Origin of the sequence: Paenibacillus sp. FSL R7-269, from assembly GCF_000517865.1 — a bacterium.
Classification (GTDB): Bacteria; Bacillota; Bacilli; order Paenibacillales; family Paenibacillaceae; genus Paenibacillus_AQ.
Map to the genome: position 1 here is coordinate 15,790 of NZ_ASPS01000002.1, position 16,474 is coordinate 32,263.

General features: G+C 55.0%; 14 protein-coding genes. 2 read left to right on the forward strand and 12 right to left on the reverse strand.

What is annotated here, in order from left to right; genetic code table 11:
* Nucleotides 1-228: 228 nt before the first annotated feature.
* Nucleotides 229-465 carry a hypothetical protein gene (locus tag C162_RS00425; RefSeq protein WP_036690152.1) on the reverse strand — a complete coding sequence of 79 codons (237 nt, stop codon included), beginning with the start codon at nt 463-465 and terminating at the stop codon, nt 229-231.
* Nucleotides 466-635: 170 nt separating this feature from the next.
* Here C162_RS00425 and C162_RS00430 point away from each other — a divergent pair, with 170 nt between their 5' ends.
* Entirely contained in the window at nt 636-1,196 is a 561-nt protein-coding gene (locus tag C162_RS00430) for a GNAT family N-acetyltransferase (RefSeq protein WP_051493111.1), read from the forward strand.
* Between the two features lie 123 nt (nt 1,197-1,319).
* On the opposite strand, the gene C162_RS00435 is transcribed toward C162_RS00430, so the two are convergent.
* The 3 genes from C162_RS00435 to lspA form a co-directional block, all read right to left on the reverse strand.
* Nucleotides 1,320-2,573 (reverse strand): LL-diaminopimelate aminotransferase, encoded by a 1,254-nt coding sequence (locus C162_RS00435; protein ID WP_036690154.1) that lies wholly within the window; start codon nt 2,571-2,573, stop codon nt 1,320-1,322.
* A 101-nt stretch (nt 2,574-2,674) separates the two neighbouring features.
* A complete protein-coding gene (locus C162_RS00440) occupies nt 2,675-3,649 on the reverse strand; it encodes an RluA family pseudouridine synthase (protein ID WP_036690155.1) in 975 nt (324 codons plus the stop codon).
* Nucleotides 3,642-4,145 (reverse strand): signal peptidase II, encoded by a 504-nt coding sequence (gene lspA / locus C162_RS00445; protein WP_036690157.1) that lies wholly within the window; start codon nt 4,143-4,145, stop codon nt 3,642-3,644. The genes C162_RS00440 and lspA overlap by 8 nt, the downstream gene beginning before the upstream one ends.
* A gap of 287 nt (nt 4,146-4,432) precedes the next feature.
* On the opposite strand from lspA, the gene C162_RS00450 reads away from it, so the two are divergent.
* Nucleotides 4,433-5,161 carry a TraR/DksA C4-type zinc finger protein gene (locus tag C162_RS00450; RefSeq protein WP_036690159.1) on the forward strand — a complete coding sequence of 243 codons (729 nt, stop codon included), beginning with the start codon at nt 4,433-4,435 and terminating at the stop codon, nt 5,159-5,161.
* A 306-nt stretch (nt 5,162-5,467) separates the two neighbouring features.
* Here the strand turns inward: C162_RS00450 and C162_RS00455 are convergent, their stop codons facing one another.
* The 8 genes from C162_RS00455 to C162_RS35110 all read right to left on the reverse strand — a co-directional run bounded on the left by C162_RS00455 (nt 5,468) and on the right by C162_RS35110 (nt 16,470).
* On the reverse strand, nt 5,468-5,803 hold the full coding sequence (locus C162_RS00455; RefSeq protein WP_036690337.1) for a DUF5665 domain-containing protein: 336 nt from the start codon (nt 5,801-5,803) through the stop codon (nt 5,468-5,470).
* A gap of 411 nt (nt 5,804-6,214) precedes the next feature.
* Complete coding sequence (gene ileS, locus C162_RS00460; RefSeq protein WP_036690160.1) at nt 6,215-9,307, reverse strand: isoleucine--tRNA ligase; 3,093 nt, start codon at nt 9,305-9,307, stop codon at nt 6,215-6,217.
* A 970-nt stretch (nt 9,308-10,277) separates the two neighbouring features.
* Entirely contained in the window at nt 10,278-11,330 is a 1,053-nt protein-coding gene (pseI, locus tag C162_RS00465) for a pseudaminic acid synthase (RefSeq protein ID WP_036690162.1), read from the reverse strand.
* Nucleotides 11,308-11,880 carry a UDP-4-amino-4,6-dideoxy-N-acetyl-beta-L-altrosamine N-acetyltransferase gene (pseH, locus tag C162_RS00470; protein WP_036690163.1) on the reverse strand — a complete coding sequence of 191 codons (573 nt, stop codon included), beginning with the start codon at nt 11,878-11,880 and terminating at the stop codon, nt 11,308-11,310. Before pseH ends, pseI begins: the two co-directional genes overlap by 23 nt.
* Nucleotides 11,852-12,946, reverse strand: a complete 1,095-nt coding sequence (pseG, locus tag C162_RS00475; RefSeq protein ID WP_036690338.1) for a UDP-2,4-diacetamido-2,4,6-trideoxy-beta-L-altropyranose hydrolase — start codon at nt 12,944-12,946, stop codon at nt 11,852-11,854. Before pseG ends, pseH begins: the two co-directional genes overlap by 29 nt.
* Before the next feature lie 17 nt (nt 12,947-12,963).
* Nucleotides 12,964-13,761: an SDR family oxidoreductase gene (locus C162_RS00480; protein WP_036690165.1), complete on the reverse strand. Its 798-nt coding sequence runs from the start codon at nt 13,759-13,761 to the stop codon at nt 12,964-12,966.
* Nucleotides 13,762-13,765: 4 nt separating this feature from the next.
* A complete protein-coding gene (locus tag C162_RS00485) occupies nt 13,766-14,683 on the reverse strand; it encodes an aldo/keto reductase (protein ID WP_036690166.1) in 918 nt (305 codons plus the stop codon).
* Nucleotides 14,684-14,700: 17 nt separating this feature from the next.
* The gene (locus C162_RS35110) at nt 14,701-16,470 is read right to left on the reverse strand and encodes an N-acetylneuraminate synthase family protein (protein ID WP_051493117.1); all 1,770 of its coding nucleotides are present in this window, start codon (nt 16,468-16,470) and stop codon (nt 14,701-14,703) included.
* Between the last annotated feature and the right edge of the window lie 4 nt (nt 16,471-16,474).

Sequence of the window (16,474 nt, forward strand, 5' to 3'; positions counted from 1 at the left end):
GATTAAATCCGGAGACAAAGGCGAACGCTATCGCTCCTACAGTTCCAAAATCCCCTCCGCCGCTTCCACCTAAACGGTGCAAGGGACAAGGACTTGCCATCCCCCCTTGGGGGAGGGGCAGGCAGAAGGGGCACTATGGCGCTGCGCTGATCGTGCGAATTACACAACTGCGGAATGCAGAAATTGCACCAATGGCACAAGACACCGCATCAGCGGCAATAGGCCGGCTCATTTAAAAAAAGTAACCGCCACAATCAAACCTACTAACAACATGGGGATACCGTAGACAATCATGTATCCTATATATTTCACGGGTCCGGGAAGGCAGGTTAGATCAACTCGCCGAAAAGGCCCCCCGCCTTCGATCAGCTGCTGAGGCAGCAATTGTTCATCAATATAACCGGCACTGTCTTCAGCAATATCAGCTTTCTTATGGGTTTCAGCATGTGTGGGTGTTGTGTTCATCTTCTCTCTCCTAATGGAAATATAATGTCGTACGAAATCCAATAGCCCAAGAGTCTGATTATTAGCTCTCATAATATACCATTTTTTTACACGAGCGATCTACCCTGATTTCGTTCCAGCCCCTGCTCTGTTATGATAAAACTGGAATGGAACTGGAGGCGAATACAATCATGAACATGGAGTTTATTACTATAGAAGAGTGGGATGAAGCGTGGTGGGGGCGGATGGAGCGGATCTACCATGAGGCTTTTCCGAGCGGGGCTAAGACTAAGGGGATTCTGCGCAGTATGCTGAACCGGGGGGTTGGCTACTTACATGCGGGGGTGCATCAGGGGGTGGTTGTCGCGATGGGTGTTACCGGTGTAGTGGGACAAGCTGCGGACAAGATCCTGATTATCGATTACCTGGCAGTAGATAAGCTATTGCGCGGGGAGGGTACGGGGACCTGGATACTGGAGCAGATCAAAGCTTGGGCGGTGCAGGAACATGGCATCCGGGGAGTCATCATCGAAGCGGAATCGGGGGCTACGGAATCGCACAAGGAGCGTATTCATTTCTGGGAGCGGAACGGATTCGTCCTGACCTCCTATGTGCATCAATATCGAATGGTACCGGAGCCTTATCAGGCCATGATGCTGCCGCTGGGTGGATCAGGGAATGTGCCGGATGATGGTGAAGCGCTGTTTCGGTACATTAATGCTTTCCATCGGGTGGCTTACCGGAAGGGTTAGACAGGCTCTCGCGGCGCAATATGATCGGTTTTCCGATTACATTTGGCCACCCCTCCCTATCATTACGCGCACCACAAAAAAGCCGCCGCAGATTGCTCCGCAGCGGCCCCATATAAACCAAACTTAAAATTCAAATTCAACATCGCTCAGACGTCTTTGGATTTCGGAGATGACACGCTTCTCCTCTTCCTCGCCCTTGGCGACGAAGGTCACGGAGAAACGCACGAACGCGCCGGCATCATCCCAAGGCACGGTGGAGATGAGCTTCTCACGGATCAGGAACTGTGAGAAATCCTCGCCGGATTCGAAGCGGCGTCCGCCCTTGACGCCTTTTGGCGCGGCTACATAGAGGAAGAAGGAGCCCTTCGGCTTCTCGGCCTTGAAGCCCAGGCTGTTCAGCGCATCCACCAGCATGTTGTGGCGGCGGGAGTACTTGACGGCAATAGCTTCGGTAATCTCAGGATGAGAGAGACCGTAAGCAGCAGCTTTTTGAATCGCGATGAACTGGCCGGAATCATTGTTGTCCTTCACATCACTGAACGCCTTCACGATCAGCGGGTTGCCGGCCACGAAGCCGATTCTCCAGCCGGTCATGTTATAGGACTTGGACAGGGAGTGCAGCTCAACACCGACATCCTTGGCACCAGGCACGGACAGGAAGCTCAGCGGCTTCACGCCGTCATACGTCAATGCAGCATAAGGAGCGTCATGGATTACGACTACATCATATTTTTTGGCCCAGGCCACTACTTCAGTGAAGAATTCAGGTGTGGCACTTGCACCGGTAGGGTTGTTCGGATAGTTGAGGTAGAGCAGCTTCGCCTTGCGGGCTACATCCTCAGGAATGGAGTTCAGGTCAGGCAGGAAGTTGTTCTCCTTCTTAAGCTCCACGGAGTAGACTTGTCCCCCCAGATACTTGGTATGAGTACCCAGCACCGGATAGCCCGGAATGGTCATGATCGTGATGTCGCCCGGATTAATGAATACGGATGGCAGCATAGCCAGCGCAGGCTTCGAGCCGATCGAATGCACGATTTCCGTTACAGGGTCAATTCCGTCCACCTGAAAAACTTCCTTAAGATACACGGCCGCAGCGTCCTTGAATTCAGGAATACCGTTATCGGAGTAGCCGCGGTTCTCTTCCTTGGCCGCTTCCAGTGCAAGTCTGGACACAATGCCTTCATCTGCCATTTCGTCCGGCTCGCCGACGCCCATGTCGATCAGTTCAATGTTCGGAAAATCCTGCTTCGCCGAGGCTTTGGCGCGTTTGATTTTCTCAAATTTGTAGATGGAGGTGTCCTTGCCGTATCCTTCGCCGCCGATGCGGTCTGCAAAATTCGTCTGAATGAATGTAGCCTGATAGTGTTCAATACTCATAATCTTCTACTCATCTCCTGGGCCTATGTTGTGAATCTATGCTCTAAATATGACGCAAATCCGGCCGCTGTACCATGGATTTATAATCTATTGATTTGTACTTATCTGCTGCGCAGCGTAAATAGAAGTTCTTCCATATCCGCCGGAATCGGCGCGCTGAACTCCTTGTACTCGCCTGTAGAAGGATGTACAAAACCCAGTACCGCTGCATGCAGGGCTTGTCCGTTCATAGTAGTTCCCTTGCTGCGCCCGTAGATCGGATCCCCCACCAGCGGATGGCCGATGAACTTCATGTGAACACGGATCTGATGCGTGCGCCCTGTCTCCAGCTGAAGCTCCAGCAGTGTGCAGTCACCAAACCGCTCCAGCACGGTAAAATGCGTCACGGAGCGCTTGCTGTTCTTCTCGGTTACGGTATACAGCTTGCGGTCATGCGGATCACGGCCGATCGGAGCATCTACGGTTCCCTTGTCATGAGACAGATTGCCGTGCACCACTGCGATATAGCGGCGGGTCACACTGTGCTCCTTAAGCTGGGCGGACAGCGAAGCATGACTGGCGTCATTCTTGGCCGCCATAATCAGACCGGAGGTATCCTTGTCGATCCGGTGGACAATGCCTGGACGAATCTCGCCGTTAATGCCAGACAGGTCCTTGCAATGATACATCAGCGCATTGACCAGGGTGCCGGAGGGATGTCCCACTGCCGGATGCACAACCATGCCGCGCACCTTGTTCACTACAATCACATCGCTGTCCTCATAAGCCACATCAAGCGGAATATCCTGTGCGATCAGGTCCGTAACCTCGGGCTCGGGCACCGTAACAGTTACCTTATCGCCTTCATTCAGCTTGTAGTTCGCTTTGACCGGCGAGCCGTTGACCACTACATGGCCGCTGCTGATCCATAGCTGAACCTGGGAGCGCGAGATCTCGTCTTCCATGGCCTCTGTAACATATTTATCAATCCGCTCCCGCGCATTGCCCTCGGCAACGATCCATTCGGTGACGTCTCTTTCTTCCTCGAGGGCGCCAGAATCCGCCAGCCCTTTGACGTCTTTGTTCAAATCATTCATTCCCTTCTTTGACTTCCTGTGATTCCTTCACCTCGGTGACTTCCTGTTCACCCTTCACTTCCAGCAGCGTGTCCAGAATAATCAGACCCACCCCGACCACGATACAGGAATCGGCCACGTTGAAGATCGGGAACGTATAGCTTCCGAAATTGAACATGAGGAAATCCACAACCTCACCGTTAAGAATCCGGTCCAGGAAGTTGCCGACTGCTCCGCCAAGGACAAGCGCCAGCGCGGTAGGCAGCAGCTTGCGGGTCTTGCGGGCCTTGTTCAGGTACCAGACGATTCCGCATACAACGATTACTGTAATCACAATGAAGAACCACTGCTGCCCCTCCAGAATTCCGAAGGCGGCTCCACGATTGCGGTGCGACGTAATAATGAAGAAATCCTTGATTACCGGAATTTGCTCTGCGAGCTCCAGCCGGGTGGCAATCAGATATTTGGTACCCTGGTCAATCAGAAATACAATTAGCGCAATCAGAAAGTACACCACAGAAGTTGTCACTCCGTTCTTATTTTTCCCGCGGCTACGCGGTACGAATACTGAATAAAGACTTGTATATTGTAGCACAGGCCTCAAGAACCCGTCTATTGCATGACCTGGCAAACCGGTTAAGGCAGGGCACTATTTGCCAGCGCTAAAAAAGGGCCCCGGAGGCCAAGCTATCTTTAGAACAAAACGGCTTCGCCGGTTCCTGCCGGGGTACTCTTCCATCCTTCCTCCCTGGCGCCGGCGCTAAGCCCATTTCAGCGATTAGCTACCGAAAGGAGCTCACAGCAATGAGCCATCTGACATCAAAGCAGCTCTCCGGGCTGCGTACTGCTCTCCTGCAGCAGCAGGAGGATATTGAGCACAGGCTGAAGAGCAGCGGACAATACGGATTGCAGGAGGCAATGCGGGACAACACTGGAGAGCTGTCCGAAATCGACAACCATCCCGGTGATGCCGCCACAGAGCTGTATAACCGTTCCATGGATATCTCCCTGCTGGAGCGCGATGAGCATGAGCTGGACGATATTGAATCCGCCCTGCGGGCGATGGACGAAGGAACCTACGGCATCTGCATCGCCAGCGGCGAACCAATTCCTTATGAACGCCTGGCCGCCCTTCCCTCCACCCGCTACACGAAAGAGCATGCTCCCCGCCAGAGCGCTCCATTCACCCGTCCGGCCGAGGAGGAGCTGCTGACTCCGCCGTTTGGCCGCACCAGTCTGGATGAGCGGGATGACCAGAACGGCTTCGATGGTGAGGATGCCTGGCAGATCGTGGAGAGCTGGGGCAATTCGGATTCCCCTGCGATGGCTGAAGGCAGCAATATCGGCTCTTACAATGATATGGAGATCGAAGCGGACGAAACCGAGGGCTTCGTGGAGCCCTGGGAGAACTTCGTGGCTACCGACATCACCGGCAACCATCTGACGATCATCAAAGGCAACAGCTACCGCCATTACATGGACGACGAGGAAGGCGACTACCTGCTGGACCCGACTCGAAAAGAACGGAAGTAGCGCAGCAGCCGATGAGGGAGCTGGAAAGGCTTAAATGCACTTTGTACAACTAAAACATCTGATTCATACGCTCTATCCTATTTAGTTGCATTCCGTACATTTAAAAAGGCTCGAATTCTAAGTTGAGGCCTCTTTAGGCGAATTTAGTTGTACAGATTGCAGTTATCCGTTTAAAGCAGGCTATTTTGCTGCATTTAGTTGTACATTCTACAATTATCTGTCCCTGTGCTTGTCTTGGAACCCTGTTCCACTACCTACTAATCGCAAGGCCCCACCATTGTGGGGTTCTTTCAGGTTCAGCGCCGCTCAGAACGTCTTCAGCTCCAGCTGATGCTGGACAATCCGCACAATATCCGCGATATAGTCGCCGATAATCGGCAGGTTGAGCGCACCCAGCACCTGAAGCACATAAATAATCGTCGCCGCAAAAAAAGTAAACCCGAGCGCAATCCCCAGCCCCCTGGCTACTCCGGAGAGGATGTTCAGCCAGATCAGCCGGAAGGGGGAATACAGCAGCTCGGTATATTCCGAGATCCTTGACTTCTCCATCTGCTGGGCCAGACTCGTGGTCATCCGGTACAGGGCATTCAGCTTCTCTTCCGGGGGAAGATCGGCCGGATCAACGGCTGCTGTGACAGCCACCTTAGGCTTAGGATGGGAAGAAGCGGCTGGCTGACTTTTCTCAGGATATTCTGTGCCCGGATCTGTCTTGCCCGATGAGCCTGCTCCAGAATGCGGGGGCTGCTCCTCATGCGGTGCGTCCTCCCTGTTGTTCCCGCTGTCCGTAGTTCTGATCAAAATTCTGCCTGGCTCTTCCGGCTCTTCCGGCTGCTTCGGCTGCTCTGCAGGATTCTTCCCGCCTTTCCATCCCCCCATGCCCCTGCACCTCCTGGTTGTCTATACGCCGCAAAACAAACGAGCCCGGTCGAAGAGAATTCTCTCTTCAAGCACAGGGCTCGTCATTTGCATTCTAACCCGTGGAAACTTTTCCTTTGCGGCTAGTATATGCCAGATAGGGACAAGCAATACAGGAAATGCGCGGCCGCTCCGGAGTTAAGCGCCGATATGAATACCGATGCTCTTGCCGCCGGCATCCACTGTCTCATAGGTATAATCTCCGTCAAAATCCACCGTAGTCACCAGTACATTCTCACGCAGCACATGCTCGAATGCAGTCACCGCCGCCTTCAGCTCATCATCGACATGCAGGGTCAGGGCAATCCGCTTGTCGATCGGCAGATCCAGACGTTTGCGGTAATCCTGCACCGCACGTACAACTTCGCGTACCCAGCCTTCCTGGACCAGCTCCGGCGTGATTTCTGTGTTCAAGGCCACAGTCAGTCCATAGCCGGAAGCGGAGGCAAAGCCTGGCTTGGCCTGCTTCTCAACCAGCAGCTCCTCAGACGTAATCTGCAGCTCTTCTCCGTCCGGTGACACAATGGCGATAACGCCTTCTTGCACCGCTTTGCGGGTAGCGTCACTGTCCATTGCTTTGAGGAAGCCTTGCAGGAAGCCGACGCTCTTGCCATATTTCTTGCCTGCCACCTTCAGGTTCAGCTTCAGGGTGAAGTCTACGAAGCCGCTGTCGCTGTGCTCGATAACGATATTTTTGACGTTGATCTCTTCTTTGATCAGTTCTTCATAATCCGCCACGTTGAAGTCGTCCGGAGTAGACGCGATCAGCTCGGATAACGGCTGGCGGGTCTTGATGCCGCTCTCGTTGCGGACGTTACGGGCCAGTTCGACGATGCCGCGGGCGTACTCCATATCTTTTTCCAGGGCAAGATCGATCAGGTTCTCATCTGCTGCTGGATAGTCTGCCAGATGCACACTCTCCCCGCCGCCCAGGTTGGTGAAGATATCCTCGGATAGCATCGGGGTGAATGGAGCCATCAGCTTAGCTGTGGTCAGCAGGACATGCGTAAGGGTGCGGTAAGCATCCAGCTTCTCTTCACCCAGCCCGCTGCCCCAGAAACGGTCACGGGACCGGCGGATGTACCAGTTGCTTAGCTCATCCACGAAGTTCTCAATGGCCTTGGAGGTGTTCACGAAATCATTCACGGCCAGCCCCTTATCGAGCAGCACGATCAGGCTGTTCAGGCGGGAGAGAATCCAGCGGTCGAGCTTATGCTCAGACAACTTGAACGGGTGATCTGCAGGATCATAGCCGTCGATCCCGGCATACAGCGTAAGGAAGGCATGCGTGTTCACCAGCGTATCCACTACCTTAGACTTCGTCTCCCCGACCAGACCACGCGAGAACCGCTTGTTGTTCCACGGCGCACTGTCAGACAGAATAGCCCAGCGGAAGGCATCCGTACCGTATTCGTTCATGATTTCCCAAGGGTCGATGACATTGCCTTTGGATTTGGACATCTTCTGACCGTTCTCATCGAAAATATGGCCGTGGGCGATAACCGCCTTGTATGGCGCCTTGCCTGTGAACAGGGTTGATACCGCCAGCAGGCTGTAGAACCAGCCCCGCGTCTGGTCGATCCCTTCGCAGATCATATCTGCCGGATACTGGTCCTCGAACCGGTCTTGATTCTCAAACGGATAATGACTCTGGGCGAATGGCATCGAGCCGCTGTCGAACCAGACGTCGATCACTTCCGGAGTGCGGATCATGATGCCGCCTTCGCTGAACGGGCTGCGCAGCTGGATATTATCCACGTACGGCTTATGCAGCTCGATATCCTCAGCGACCTCTCCGATCGCCATTGCTCTCAGCTCGGCGATGCTGTGCGGTGCAAATTCCTTGCCTGTATCCTGGCATACCCATACGTTAAGCGGCGTACCCCAGTAGCGGTTACGGCTGATATTCCAGTCCACCAGCTCTTCCAGGAACTTGCCGAAGCGGCCTTCACGCACATGGTCTGGGTACCAGTCTACACTGTTATTGTTGGCAATCAGCTGATCCTTGATCGCTGTCGTCTGGATGAACCAGCTGTCTGTTGCGTAATAGAGCAGCGGGGTGTCGCAGCGCCAGCAGAACGGATAGCTGTGCTCGTATTTCTCTTTGTGGTAGAGCAGTCCGCGTTCAGACAGCACCTTCACGATATCCAGATCACAGTCCTTCACGAACCGTCCGGCAAAATCAATCACTACATCTGTGTATTTCCCGGAAGTATCTACTACATTCACAAAGCTGATCCCATTCTCGCGGCAGCTTTTATAGTCGTCTTCCCCGTGTGCCGGAGCCATATGTACGATCCCGGTACCGCTGGAATCCGTTACAAAAGAGGCTCCGACGATCACATTATGCTTCTCCGCCTTGATATAACCGAACGGCGGTGTATAGCTCTGGCCGATAAAGTCAGCGCCAGTGTGTGTAGACAGGATGGTGTACTCGCCCTTCAGCACTTCGTCCACCAGATTCTTGGCCAGTACATATACGCCGTCTTCCTGCTGCGCACGCACATATTCCATCGCCGGATTCATCGCCAGCGCCATATGTGCCGGAAGCGTCCAAGGCGTAGTCGTCCAGGCCAGCACATAGTCACCGCTGCCGTCCAGCTTGAACTTGGCGGTAGCACTCAGATCCTTAACTGTCTTATACCCCTGGGCAACTTCATGGGAGCTGAGGGTCGTCTGGCAGCTCGGGCAGTAAGGGCTAACGCGGTGCCCCCGGTACATCAGGCCCTTCTCATGAACCGTAGCCAGGATGTTCCACACGCTCTCGATATACGTATTGTCCAGCGTTACATACGGATGATCCAGGTCCGTCCAATAGCCGATCGCTTCTGTGAATTCCCGCCACTGCTTCTCATAGCCGAAGACACTTTCCTTACATTCCTTGATGAACTTCTCCACGCCGTATTCTTCGATATCCTGCTTGCCGGAGATGCCGAGCTTCTTCTGCACCCCGAGCTCTACCGGCAGGCCGTGCGTATCCCAGCCCGCTTTGCGGATGACGCGGAAGCCCTTCATGGTCTGGTAGCGGCCGATAAAATCCTTGATGACCCGGCCCAGCACGTGCCCGATATGCGGCACTCCGTTCGCCGTCGGCGGCCCTTCATAGAACACATAGTTCGGTCGTCCCTCACGGTTCTCCATGGATCGGCGGAACGTGTCCTCCTCGCTCCACTTTTTCAAGATCCGGACATCTCTGGCCCGGGCTTTTTCTTTGACGTCTACCTTATGCATAATGGTCAATCCCTTCGTTTAAAAAAATATTTCAAAACCTTTAACCTTTTATAAAAGCTTTTCGATCCCTCCCAAACCCTCCCTTCGCCAAGGGAGGGCCCCAAGGGCGCCGCCCTCTGGACACCCGAAATAAGTGCATCGCGTAAGGAGCAGGGTCAGTGGACGGGAAGGATTACTTCGGTGGAGTCCTCGGCCCTTCTTAGGCTCCCCTGACGGGTACGCCTGCGGGGCCTTAACTGCGCTAGTGCACCACCGGGCTTCCGCCCGGGGTCCTTGCCGTTCGTTCTTGGCCTCCCGGCCCGCGAACCCGGAGGGCAGCACTGGACGGGGGGCTTGCCGTTAGCTCTTGGGCCACCCGGCCCGCGATCCCGGAGGGCAGCACTGGACGGGTTACGCCCTGCCTTTAGCGCTGTTGAGGCCCCGCAGGCGTACCCGATAGGGCAGCCTAAGAAGGGCCGGTCCTACGCCGAACAAATTTTTCCCCTTCCGCGGACGCCCGCCCAACCTCGATGCACTTGCCTGCGGGTGTCCAGAGGGCGGCCAGCCCTTGGGGTCCCCCTTGGAAGGGGGATTTAGGGGGATCTAAGCCGATTTAGGGGGATGCCCACCACACAAATAAACGCCGCCCCGCCCCCAAAGGGGCGAGACGACGCTCGCGATACCACCCTAATTTGCACTGCACGCACATCCTAAGGGGTGTGGATTCAGTACAATCTCAGTCCGCAGGCAATAGACAACCTTGCGGGTCCGGGATAACGTCCGGCAGACGGCGGAGCCTACACACGTATACACGCTTCAGCTTAGCTTCTAGGGGAGGATCTTCGGGTAAGGCGTGAACGATCGGCTCGCAGCAAGCACCGACTCTCTGGAGAACGTTACCTTATCGTACTTGTCCCGTCATCGAATTTAGATTCAATGGATACAGATATGTTCTAGTTATAGACGTTTTCGCCCCAATTGTCAAGGCGGATTACAGCAGCAGGTCCCAGCTCAGCGGAGTGCCGGCGGGCAGATCGGTTCTCAAGCGTTTGCCGAGAAGCAAGTCATAATACTTTGGCGCGAGGCCGTAGCCGGGACGGATGACTTTGAGGTTATCCGCAGTGAGCAGGTCTCCGGCCTTGATGTCCTTGGAGGTATAGACAGACCGTCTGAATTGCAGGGATTTCTCTTCTTCGGGGGTGGGGCCGATGGAGACGCCGCCGAGTGCTCTCCAGGCCGTATCTGTCTCCCGGACCAGGGAAGCAAACTCTGCCGGCTCCAGAGAGAAGGCAGCATCCACCCCGCCTTCCGCACGGTTCAGGGTGAAATGCTTTTCGATTACGGTACTGCCCAGAGCTACGCTTGCTACTGCTGCCCCTACGCCCAGAGTATGGTCGGACAGGCCCACCTGAGCATGGAAGACGTCGCGCAGATACGGAATGGTGTTAAGGTTGGTATTCTCGGGCGAAGCCGGATAGCTGCTGGTGCATTTGAGCAGTATATATTCCCGGCAGCCAGCCGCAGTTATGGTACCGATAGCCTGTTCAATATCGCCGAGCGAGGCCATCCCGGTGGAAATAATCATTGGTTTCCCTTTGGAGGCCACCTTCCGCAATAAGGGAATATCATTATTTTCGAAGGAAGCGATCTTGTAGCAGTCGACGCCGAGGGTCTCCAGGAATTCGAGCGAGGATTCATCGAACGGGGTACTGAATGGAATCATCCCGAGCGCCCTGCACGAAGCAAAGATAGGCTCATGCCACTCCCAGGGCGTATATGCTTCAGCATACAGCTCATACAGTGACTTCCCTTTCCACAGTCCGTTCGTTTCCCCAATCATGAAATCCTTATTCTGCAGATTAAGCGTCATGGTGTCCGGCGTATAGGTCTGGATTTTGAACGCATGTGCGCCAGCCCGGGCTGCGGCCTTAACGATTTCGAGCGCACGGTCCAAGGACTTATTATGATTACCGGACATCTCTGCGATGACAAAAGGCGGATGCCCGCTGCCGATGGTGCGGTTACCGATCCTGATTTCCTTCATGGCCTGTCGTTGCCTCCTCTGTCAGCCGTAGCCTGCGGCTCTCCCATTGCTCCCGGAACAGGGCCATCAAGACCACATCCACAGGCTGATGATTTCTGATCCGTTGCCTGCCTAGCCTGCCTTCCTCCACGAAGCCTAGTTTGCGGTGATAGGACAAGCTTCTCTGATTGAAATCAAGAATTTGCGCGCACACCTTACTTAACTGCTCCTCCCGGAAAATATGCTCCAGCGCCAAGATTCCCATCATGGTGCCGGAGCCGGGAGGACAGCTCTTCTCCCCTATATAAAAGCCCCATTCACAGGTCTTGTGGACCCTGTCGATCTGCGAGAACTGCACGAAGCCCGCCGGTGTGTCCAGATAGTAACAGATCCGGATCACCCGGCTGGCATCCTCCGCTATGGCATGCATCCAGCTAAGATGCTCTTCCAGCGGAATCATCCCGTCATGATTCATATAGGGCCGGATGTGATCGGCATTGCGCCATTCCCAGATTAGCCGGCTATGCTCCTCGCTCAGCTTCTCAAGCCTGTAGTCCCTTAGGTCTGCCATAGTCCCCTCCCATAATCCTGTCTATGACCTCATCCCATTTATCCTCGCCCATCAGGCAGAGCGCCTGCTCCGACATGCCCCGTACCCTCGCCGGGTCAGCCAGCATAGTCCTAAGCCCCTGCTCAATCCCGTGGGCAGTCACCTCATTACTCTTCCCCAGGCTTAATGCAGCCCCCTGCGCATGAACCAAGGCCGTGATCTCCCGCTGATTATCCGCCGTAATAATGCACAGCGAAGGGAGGCCCAGGTAACAACGCTCCCAGGTCGTACTTCCGCCTGCTCCGATGGAGAGGTCTGCCTTCTGCATTAAGTCAGCCATGTAATCGATCTGACAATGGAAGCTGGCCTGCGGCATCGAGCTACATAACGCTGCAATCTCTTCTTTGCGGCGGTTCATTCCGCCAACTACGACATCCAGCTGCAGATTACCGAAGGCGGGATGTTGGAGGGCCTGCAAGGTTTTGAGAGTCTCCCCTGTAGGATCGGTGCCGCCAAAAAACACCAGAACCCGGTTTATGCTTCCGTCCCGTTCAGCCAGCCCCAGCTTAGCCGCACGGAATTCCGGCCGCAGCAGCGTATAGCAGGTGCCTGTCAATTTCGTGCAGTAAGCAGGAAGCAGCCCCTGGTAACGGTCCCTGGCAGCGGATGGATTGGAGTCCAGCAGCAGATCACATTGATGCAGGCGGTCCGCTAAATCGTCGATGGCTACTATCTTCTTCACTTTCCCCTGTACCCATATCTCCCACCGCTTATCAATCCCGTAATGGTCGATAATGAGGCAATCTGCAAGAGCAGCCCCCTCCAGCCGCTGCACCGTCTCCATGGCATCGGTCCGCCAATCCACCTGAAGCCAGAATGCGGCGTACGACGGATCATCCGGCGGCGGCAGCTGCTCCACCGCATAGCCCTGGGCCCTGATATAGTCGGCCAGATTCCCCGGCAGCTCGCGGCAAACGAACGTGATCTGCCCGCCTCTGGCGGCAAGCCCGCCTGCAAGTGTCAGGCAGCGCATGATATGGCCCGTGCCCATAGAATACGAGGAATCGGCCCGAATCCATATATTCATTGGATTAGCTGCTGTGCTTACCATGCAGTCCAGCCTCCGTCGACAGAGATATTCTCACCTGTAACATAGCTTGAGGCAGCGGAAGCGAGGAACACCATCACTCCCTTCAAATCTTCTGGGGTGCCGATTCTGCTCAGCGGATTCTTCCTTTCCAGCTGGCGGATGAACTGGGGATCGGCAGCTTGAACCGCTGCATTAGGAAAAGGCCCCGGCGATACGGTATTCGCTCGGATTCCTTGTGGCCCGAAGTGGCAGGCAATGTAGCGGGTAAACTGGCCAATCGCCGCTTTACCAGCCCCGTAATTGGCGGGATTATTCATCCCGCTGTCTCCGTAGACCTCCGGGTTAGGTGAGACCAGCCCGTACATCGAGGAGACGTTAATGATGGAGCCCCCCTTTTGCTTAACCATATAGGGAAGGACGGCCTTGACACATCTGAAGGTTCCATTGATCGTCCCGTCCAGCCCTGTCAGCCACTGCTCTTCACTCATGGCGGCCAAGCTGGCCGCTGAGCTGAACGCGGCATTATTCACCAGGATATCAATGCTTCCGGCCGATTCAGCGATGCTCTGAATACATTGTCTGACAGAGGCTTCCTGCCGGATATCCATAGCCTTGCCGAAGCAGGCTGCTCCAGTGGTGCGGGCGATTGCTTCAGCGGTCTCCTTGCAGCGCTGCCCGCTTGAGCTTACCAGATAGACTGCCGCACCAGCCTCAGCCAGCCCCTCCGCTATGGCTCTGCCCAGATAACCAGCCCCTCCGGTCACAACCGCTGCCTTGCCTTGCAGATTAAATAATTCCTGAAGAGTACGCATCCGGTTACTTCCACCTCCTGGGGTCAATGATCTCTACAGGAATATCCGTAAAGGATTCACCAAGCGTCTGTCTCACCGCCGGGCTTAGTGGGGGCAATGCCATCATCCGCAGATTCTCCTGCACCTGCTCCGCCGTCTCGCAGCCAATCACCAGCCCGGTTACCCCCGGAAGATCCCTCACATAGAGGAAGCACAGCTCTTTAACCGGTATCCCGGTTTCCTTGCTGTATCTGATTAATCGTAACAACGGCTGCTCCGCTTGCTTCAGCCCCGCCGGAAGCTGCTCCGGTGCCATCAGCAGCAGGCCCTGCAGATAGACACTGCGGACGAAGATTTCTGTTCCCTTCCGGGCGAGCCGCTCCAGCATTCCATTCGCGAGCCATCTCTGGTCCAGGACATTCAGCGGAATTTGAATACTGTCCAGCCCCTCCACGCGCATAAAGTTCGCAATATTCTCCGCATCATACACGGATACGCCGATTCTGCGGATCGTGTGCTGCCGCTTCAGTTCCTGAAGCACTCGCAGAATTTCGCCGCCCTGGTATATCATATCCAGCGGATCATGCAAGAGACAGATATCCAGCGCAGAACACTTCAGCCGGTCCAGGGAAGCATGCACGGAAGAGATGACGAACCTTCTCCGCGCTTCCTCCGTGTGCAGCCGCAACCGCTGGACGGAAGGGAGCTTCGTCACAATCTGCGGCCGGCTCTGCGGCTCAGTGTGCTCCAGGCAATCTCCGATGATAGACTCGCTGTCCCCGTATCCCGGCGCGGTATCCAAATAACCGATCCCTGAAGAGAGGGCATATTGGAGCAGTTCGTTCCTCTGTTGAACAGAGGGGTTCGCAGCTGCATTCGCAATCCCGTAATTTCCGCCCAGCTGGGCCGTCCCCAGCACAAGGCTCGCTTTATTTATCATCATCCGATGCCTCGCTAACGTTATAATTTCTTGTTCAGGGTGGTTGCTGCATTCAGCTCCTTAACCAGCTCCGTATCATCCCGCCATTTCACCTGAATACCCCGGTTGTGCTCAGCCACCTCAGGGTGTTCCTGCAGGAATGCCTTCAATTCCTCGAAGAATAGCGGTCTTGCCCCCACATTCAGTGCCTGGTAGACCGACTCGAACAGCTCCAGATCCTGAATTTCATCCATGGTTAACCGCCACTTGGGATGCACCCACTCCGCAGGAAGGTCCACAGCATTGATCTTGAAGAGATGCGGATTGTTGAAAAAGTAAAAGGACAGATACTCCGCATGCGTAAGCGGATTGGAATAGTGCAGCAGCCTGCTCAGCGCTTCAACGGTAAAAACATCCCCCACCGTCCCTATGGTCGACTCCTTGGCGTAGGTGAAGTCGGCACCGCTTGCCAGATGCCGGTCGATCAGAAGCTTAAGCATCTCCGGGGAGACCGCCGGATTGTCGCCGGTCACCCGGACTACGATATCCGCCTGGGCCGCTTCTGCCACGCTCAGCATTCTTGCAGCCACATTGTCCGGATCGCCGGTGACCACCTTCACCAGACCGTTCAGGGTGAACGCCGTAAGCAGCTGGTCGTCCGGCAGATCCGAGGTGGCCAGCATTACCTCATAGCCGCCCGGCACAGCCAGACAATTCATCAGGCATCTTTCGATGGCGGCAATACCGTGAATCTCGCGCAGCGCCTTGCGGCGGAGCCGGGTGGATTTCAATCTGCAGATGACAGCAATGCAGATTTTGGGTGCTTTTACCTTCCCGGGCGTGAGGGGTGTGTTCGCAGGAATGACTGAGGTGGCAATCATAGGAAATGGTAGGGAAGCATTGCTTGCCATGAGGGCATCCGACATAGAGGAACGTTTATAGCATATGTTCTCAGGCGTGATCATTTCACCCGGGCGCAGCTCTCTGCGGGAGACGATCCTCAGAGAGGAATCCTCCAGATACCTTCTTTCCGATTCCTTAATTTCGAGACTGCCCTGTACACACTCTGCCCGGCGCAGCTTCTCCACCATCCGCCCGAATTCCTCCGGCTCAAGCGCGGAATAATAGTCAATGCCTTTCTCCGCACGGTTCAGGGTAATGTGCTTCTCAATGACACTAGCCCCCAGCAGATAGGCATAGACCGGAAGATCGACCGCCATTTCATGATCAGCATCCTCATGATCCGCGAAGCCCACCTCCAGCTGATAGGTCTGCTTGATATGGGCGATGCGGCTCAGGTTAGAATCCTCTGTCCGGGTCGGATAGCCCTGGAAGCCGTGCATCAGCACGATTGGACCTTTGAAATGGCTCCGAATGTAGGATAATTGGGAATCCATCTCTTCCTCCAGCCAGCCGCTTACGCCGATGAGTAAGGGCTTATTGAACCTGTGCAGGGCTAGAGTCAAGGGGATCGACTGGAGTACGGTTGTGGGTAATTTCAAGCCGTCTATCTGCGATTCAAGCTCCGCGAGTAGCTGAGCGCCCCATTCATCATAGAGGTCTACCCAGACCTCCAGTCCCTCAGCCTTGGCAAGCTGGACAGCCTCCGCCCATTGCTGCTTGCCGATGAACAAATCGATATACGTCTGATAATGGATGAAATCCGGCACCGCCAGGCTGTCGTAATGGAACCATTGAAATTTCACCCCGTCAGCGCCGCTGCGTGCGGCTGCAAGGATCAGCTCCCGCAGCCGGCCGGGGTCGCCCCAATGGGCATTGGCAATTTCAGCAATCACCTTCACTTTGGCCACAATA

Bases quoted from the DNA above. Each gene is read 5' to 3' on its own strand.
- C162_RS00425 (WP_036690152.1), bottom strand. From the start codon at position 465: ATGAACACAACACCCACACATGCTGAAACCCATAAGAAAGCTGATATT.
- C162_RS00430 (WP_051493111.1), top strand. From the start codon at position 636: ATGAACATGGAGTTTATTACTATAGAAGAGTGGGATGAAGCGTGGTGG.
- C162_RS00435 (WP_036690154.1), bottom strand. From the start codon at position 2,573: ATGAGTATTGAACACTATCAGGCTACATTCATTCAGACGAATTTTGCA.
- C162_RS00440 (WP_036690155.1), bottom strand. From the start codon at position 3,649: ATGAATGATTTGAACAAAGACGTCAAAGGGCTGGCGGATTCTGGCGCC.
- C162_RS00450 (WP_036690159.1), top strand. From the start codon at position 4,433: ATGAGCCATCTGACATCAAAGCAGCTCTCCGGGCTGCGTACTGCTCTC.
- ileS (WP_036690160.1), bottom strand. From the start codon at position 9,307: ATGCATAAGGTAGACGTCAAAGAAAAAGCCCGGGCCAGAGATGTCCGG.
- pseI (WP_036690162.1), bottom strand. From the start codon at position 11,330: ATGAAGGAAATCAGGATCGGTAACCGCACCATCGGCAGCGGGCATCCG.
- pseH (WP_036690163.1), bottom strand. From the start codon at position 11,880: ATGGCAGACCTAAGGGACTACAGGCTTGAGAAGCTGAGCGAGGAGCAT.
- pseG (WP_036690338.1), bottom strand. From the start codon at position 12,946: ATGAATATATGGATTCGGGCCGATTCCTCGTATTCTATGGGCACGGGC.
- C162_RS00480 (WP_036690165.1), bottom strand. From the start codon at position 13,761: ATGCGTACTCTTCAGGAATTATTTAATCTGCAAGGCAAGGCAGCGGTT.
- C162_RS00485 (WP_036690166.1), bottom strand. From the start codon at position 14,683: ATGATGATAAATAAAGCGAGCCTTGTGCTGGGGACGGCCCAGCTGGGC.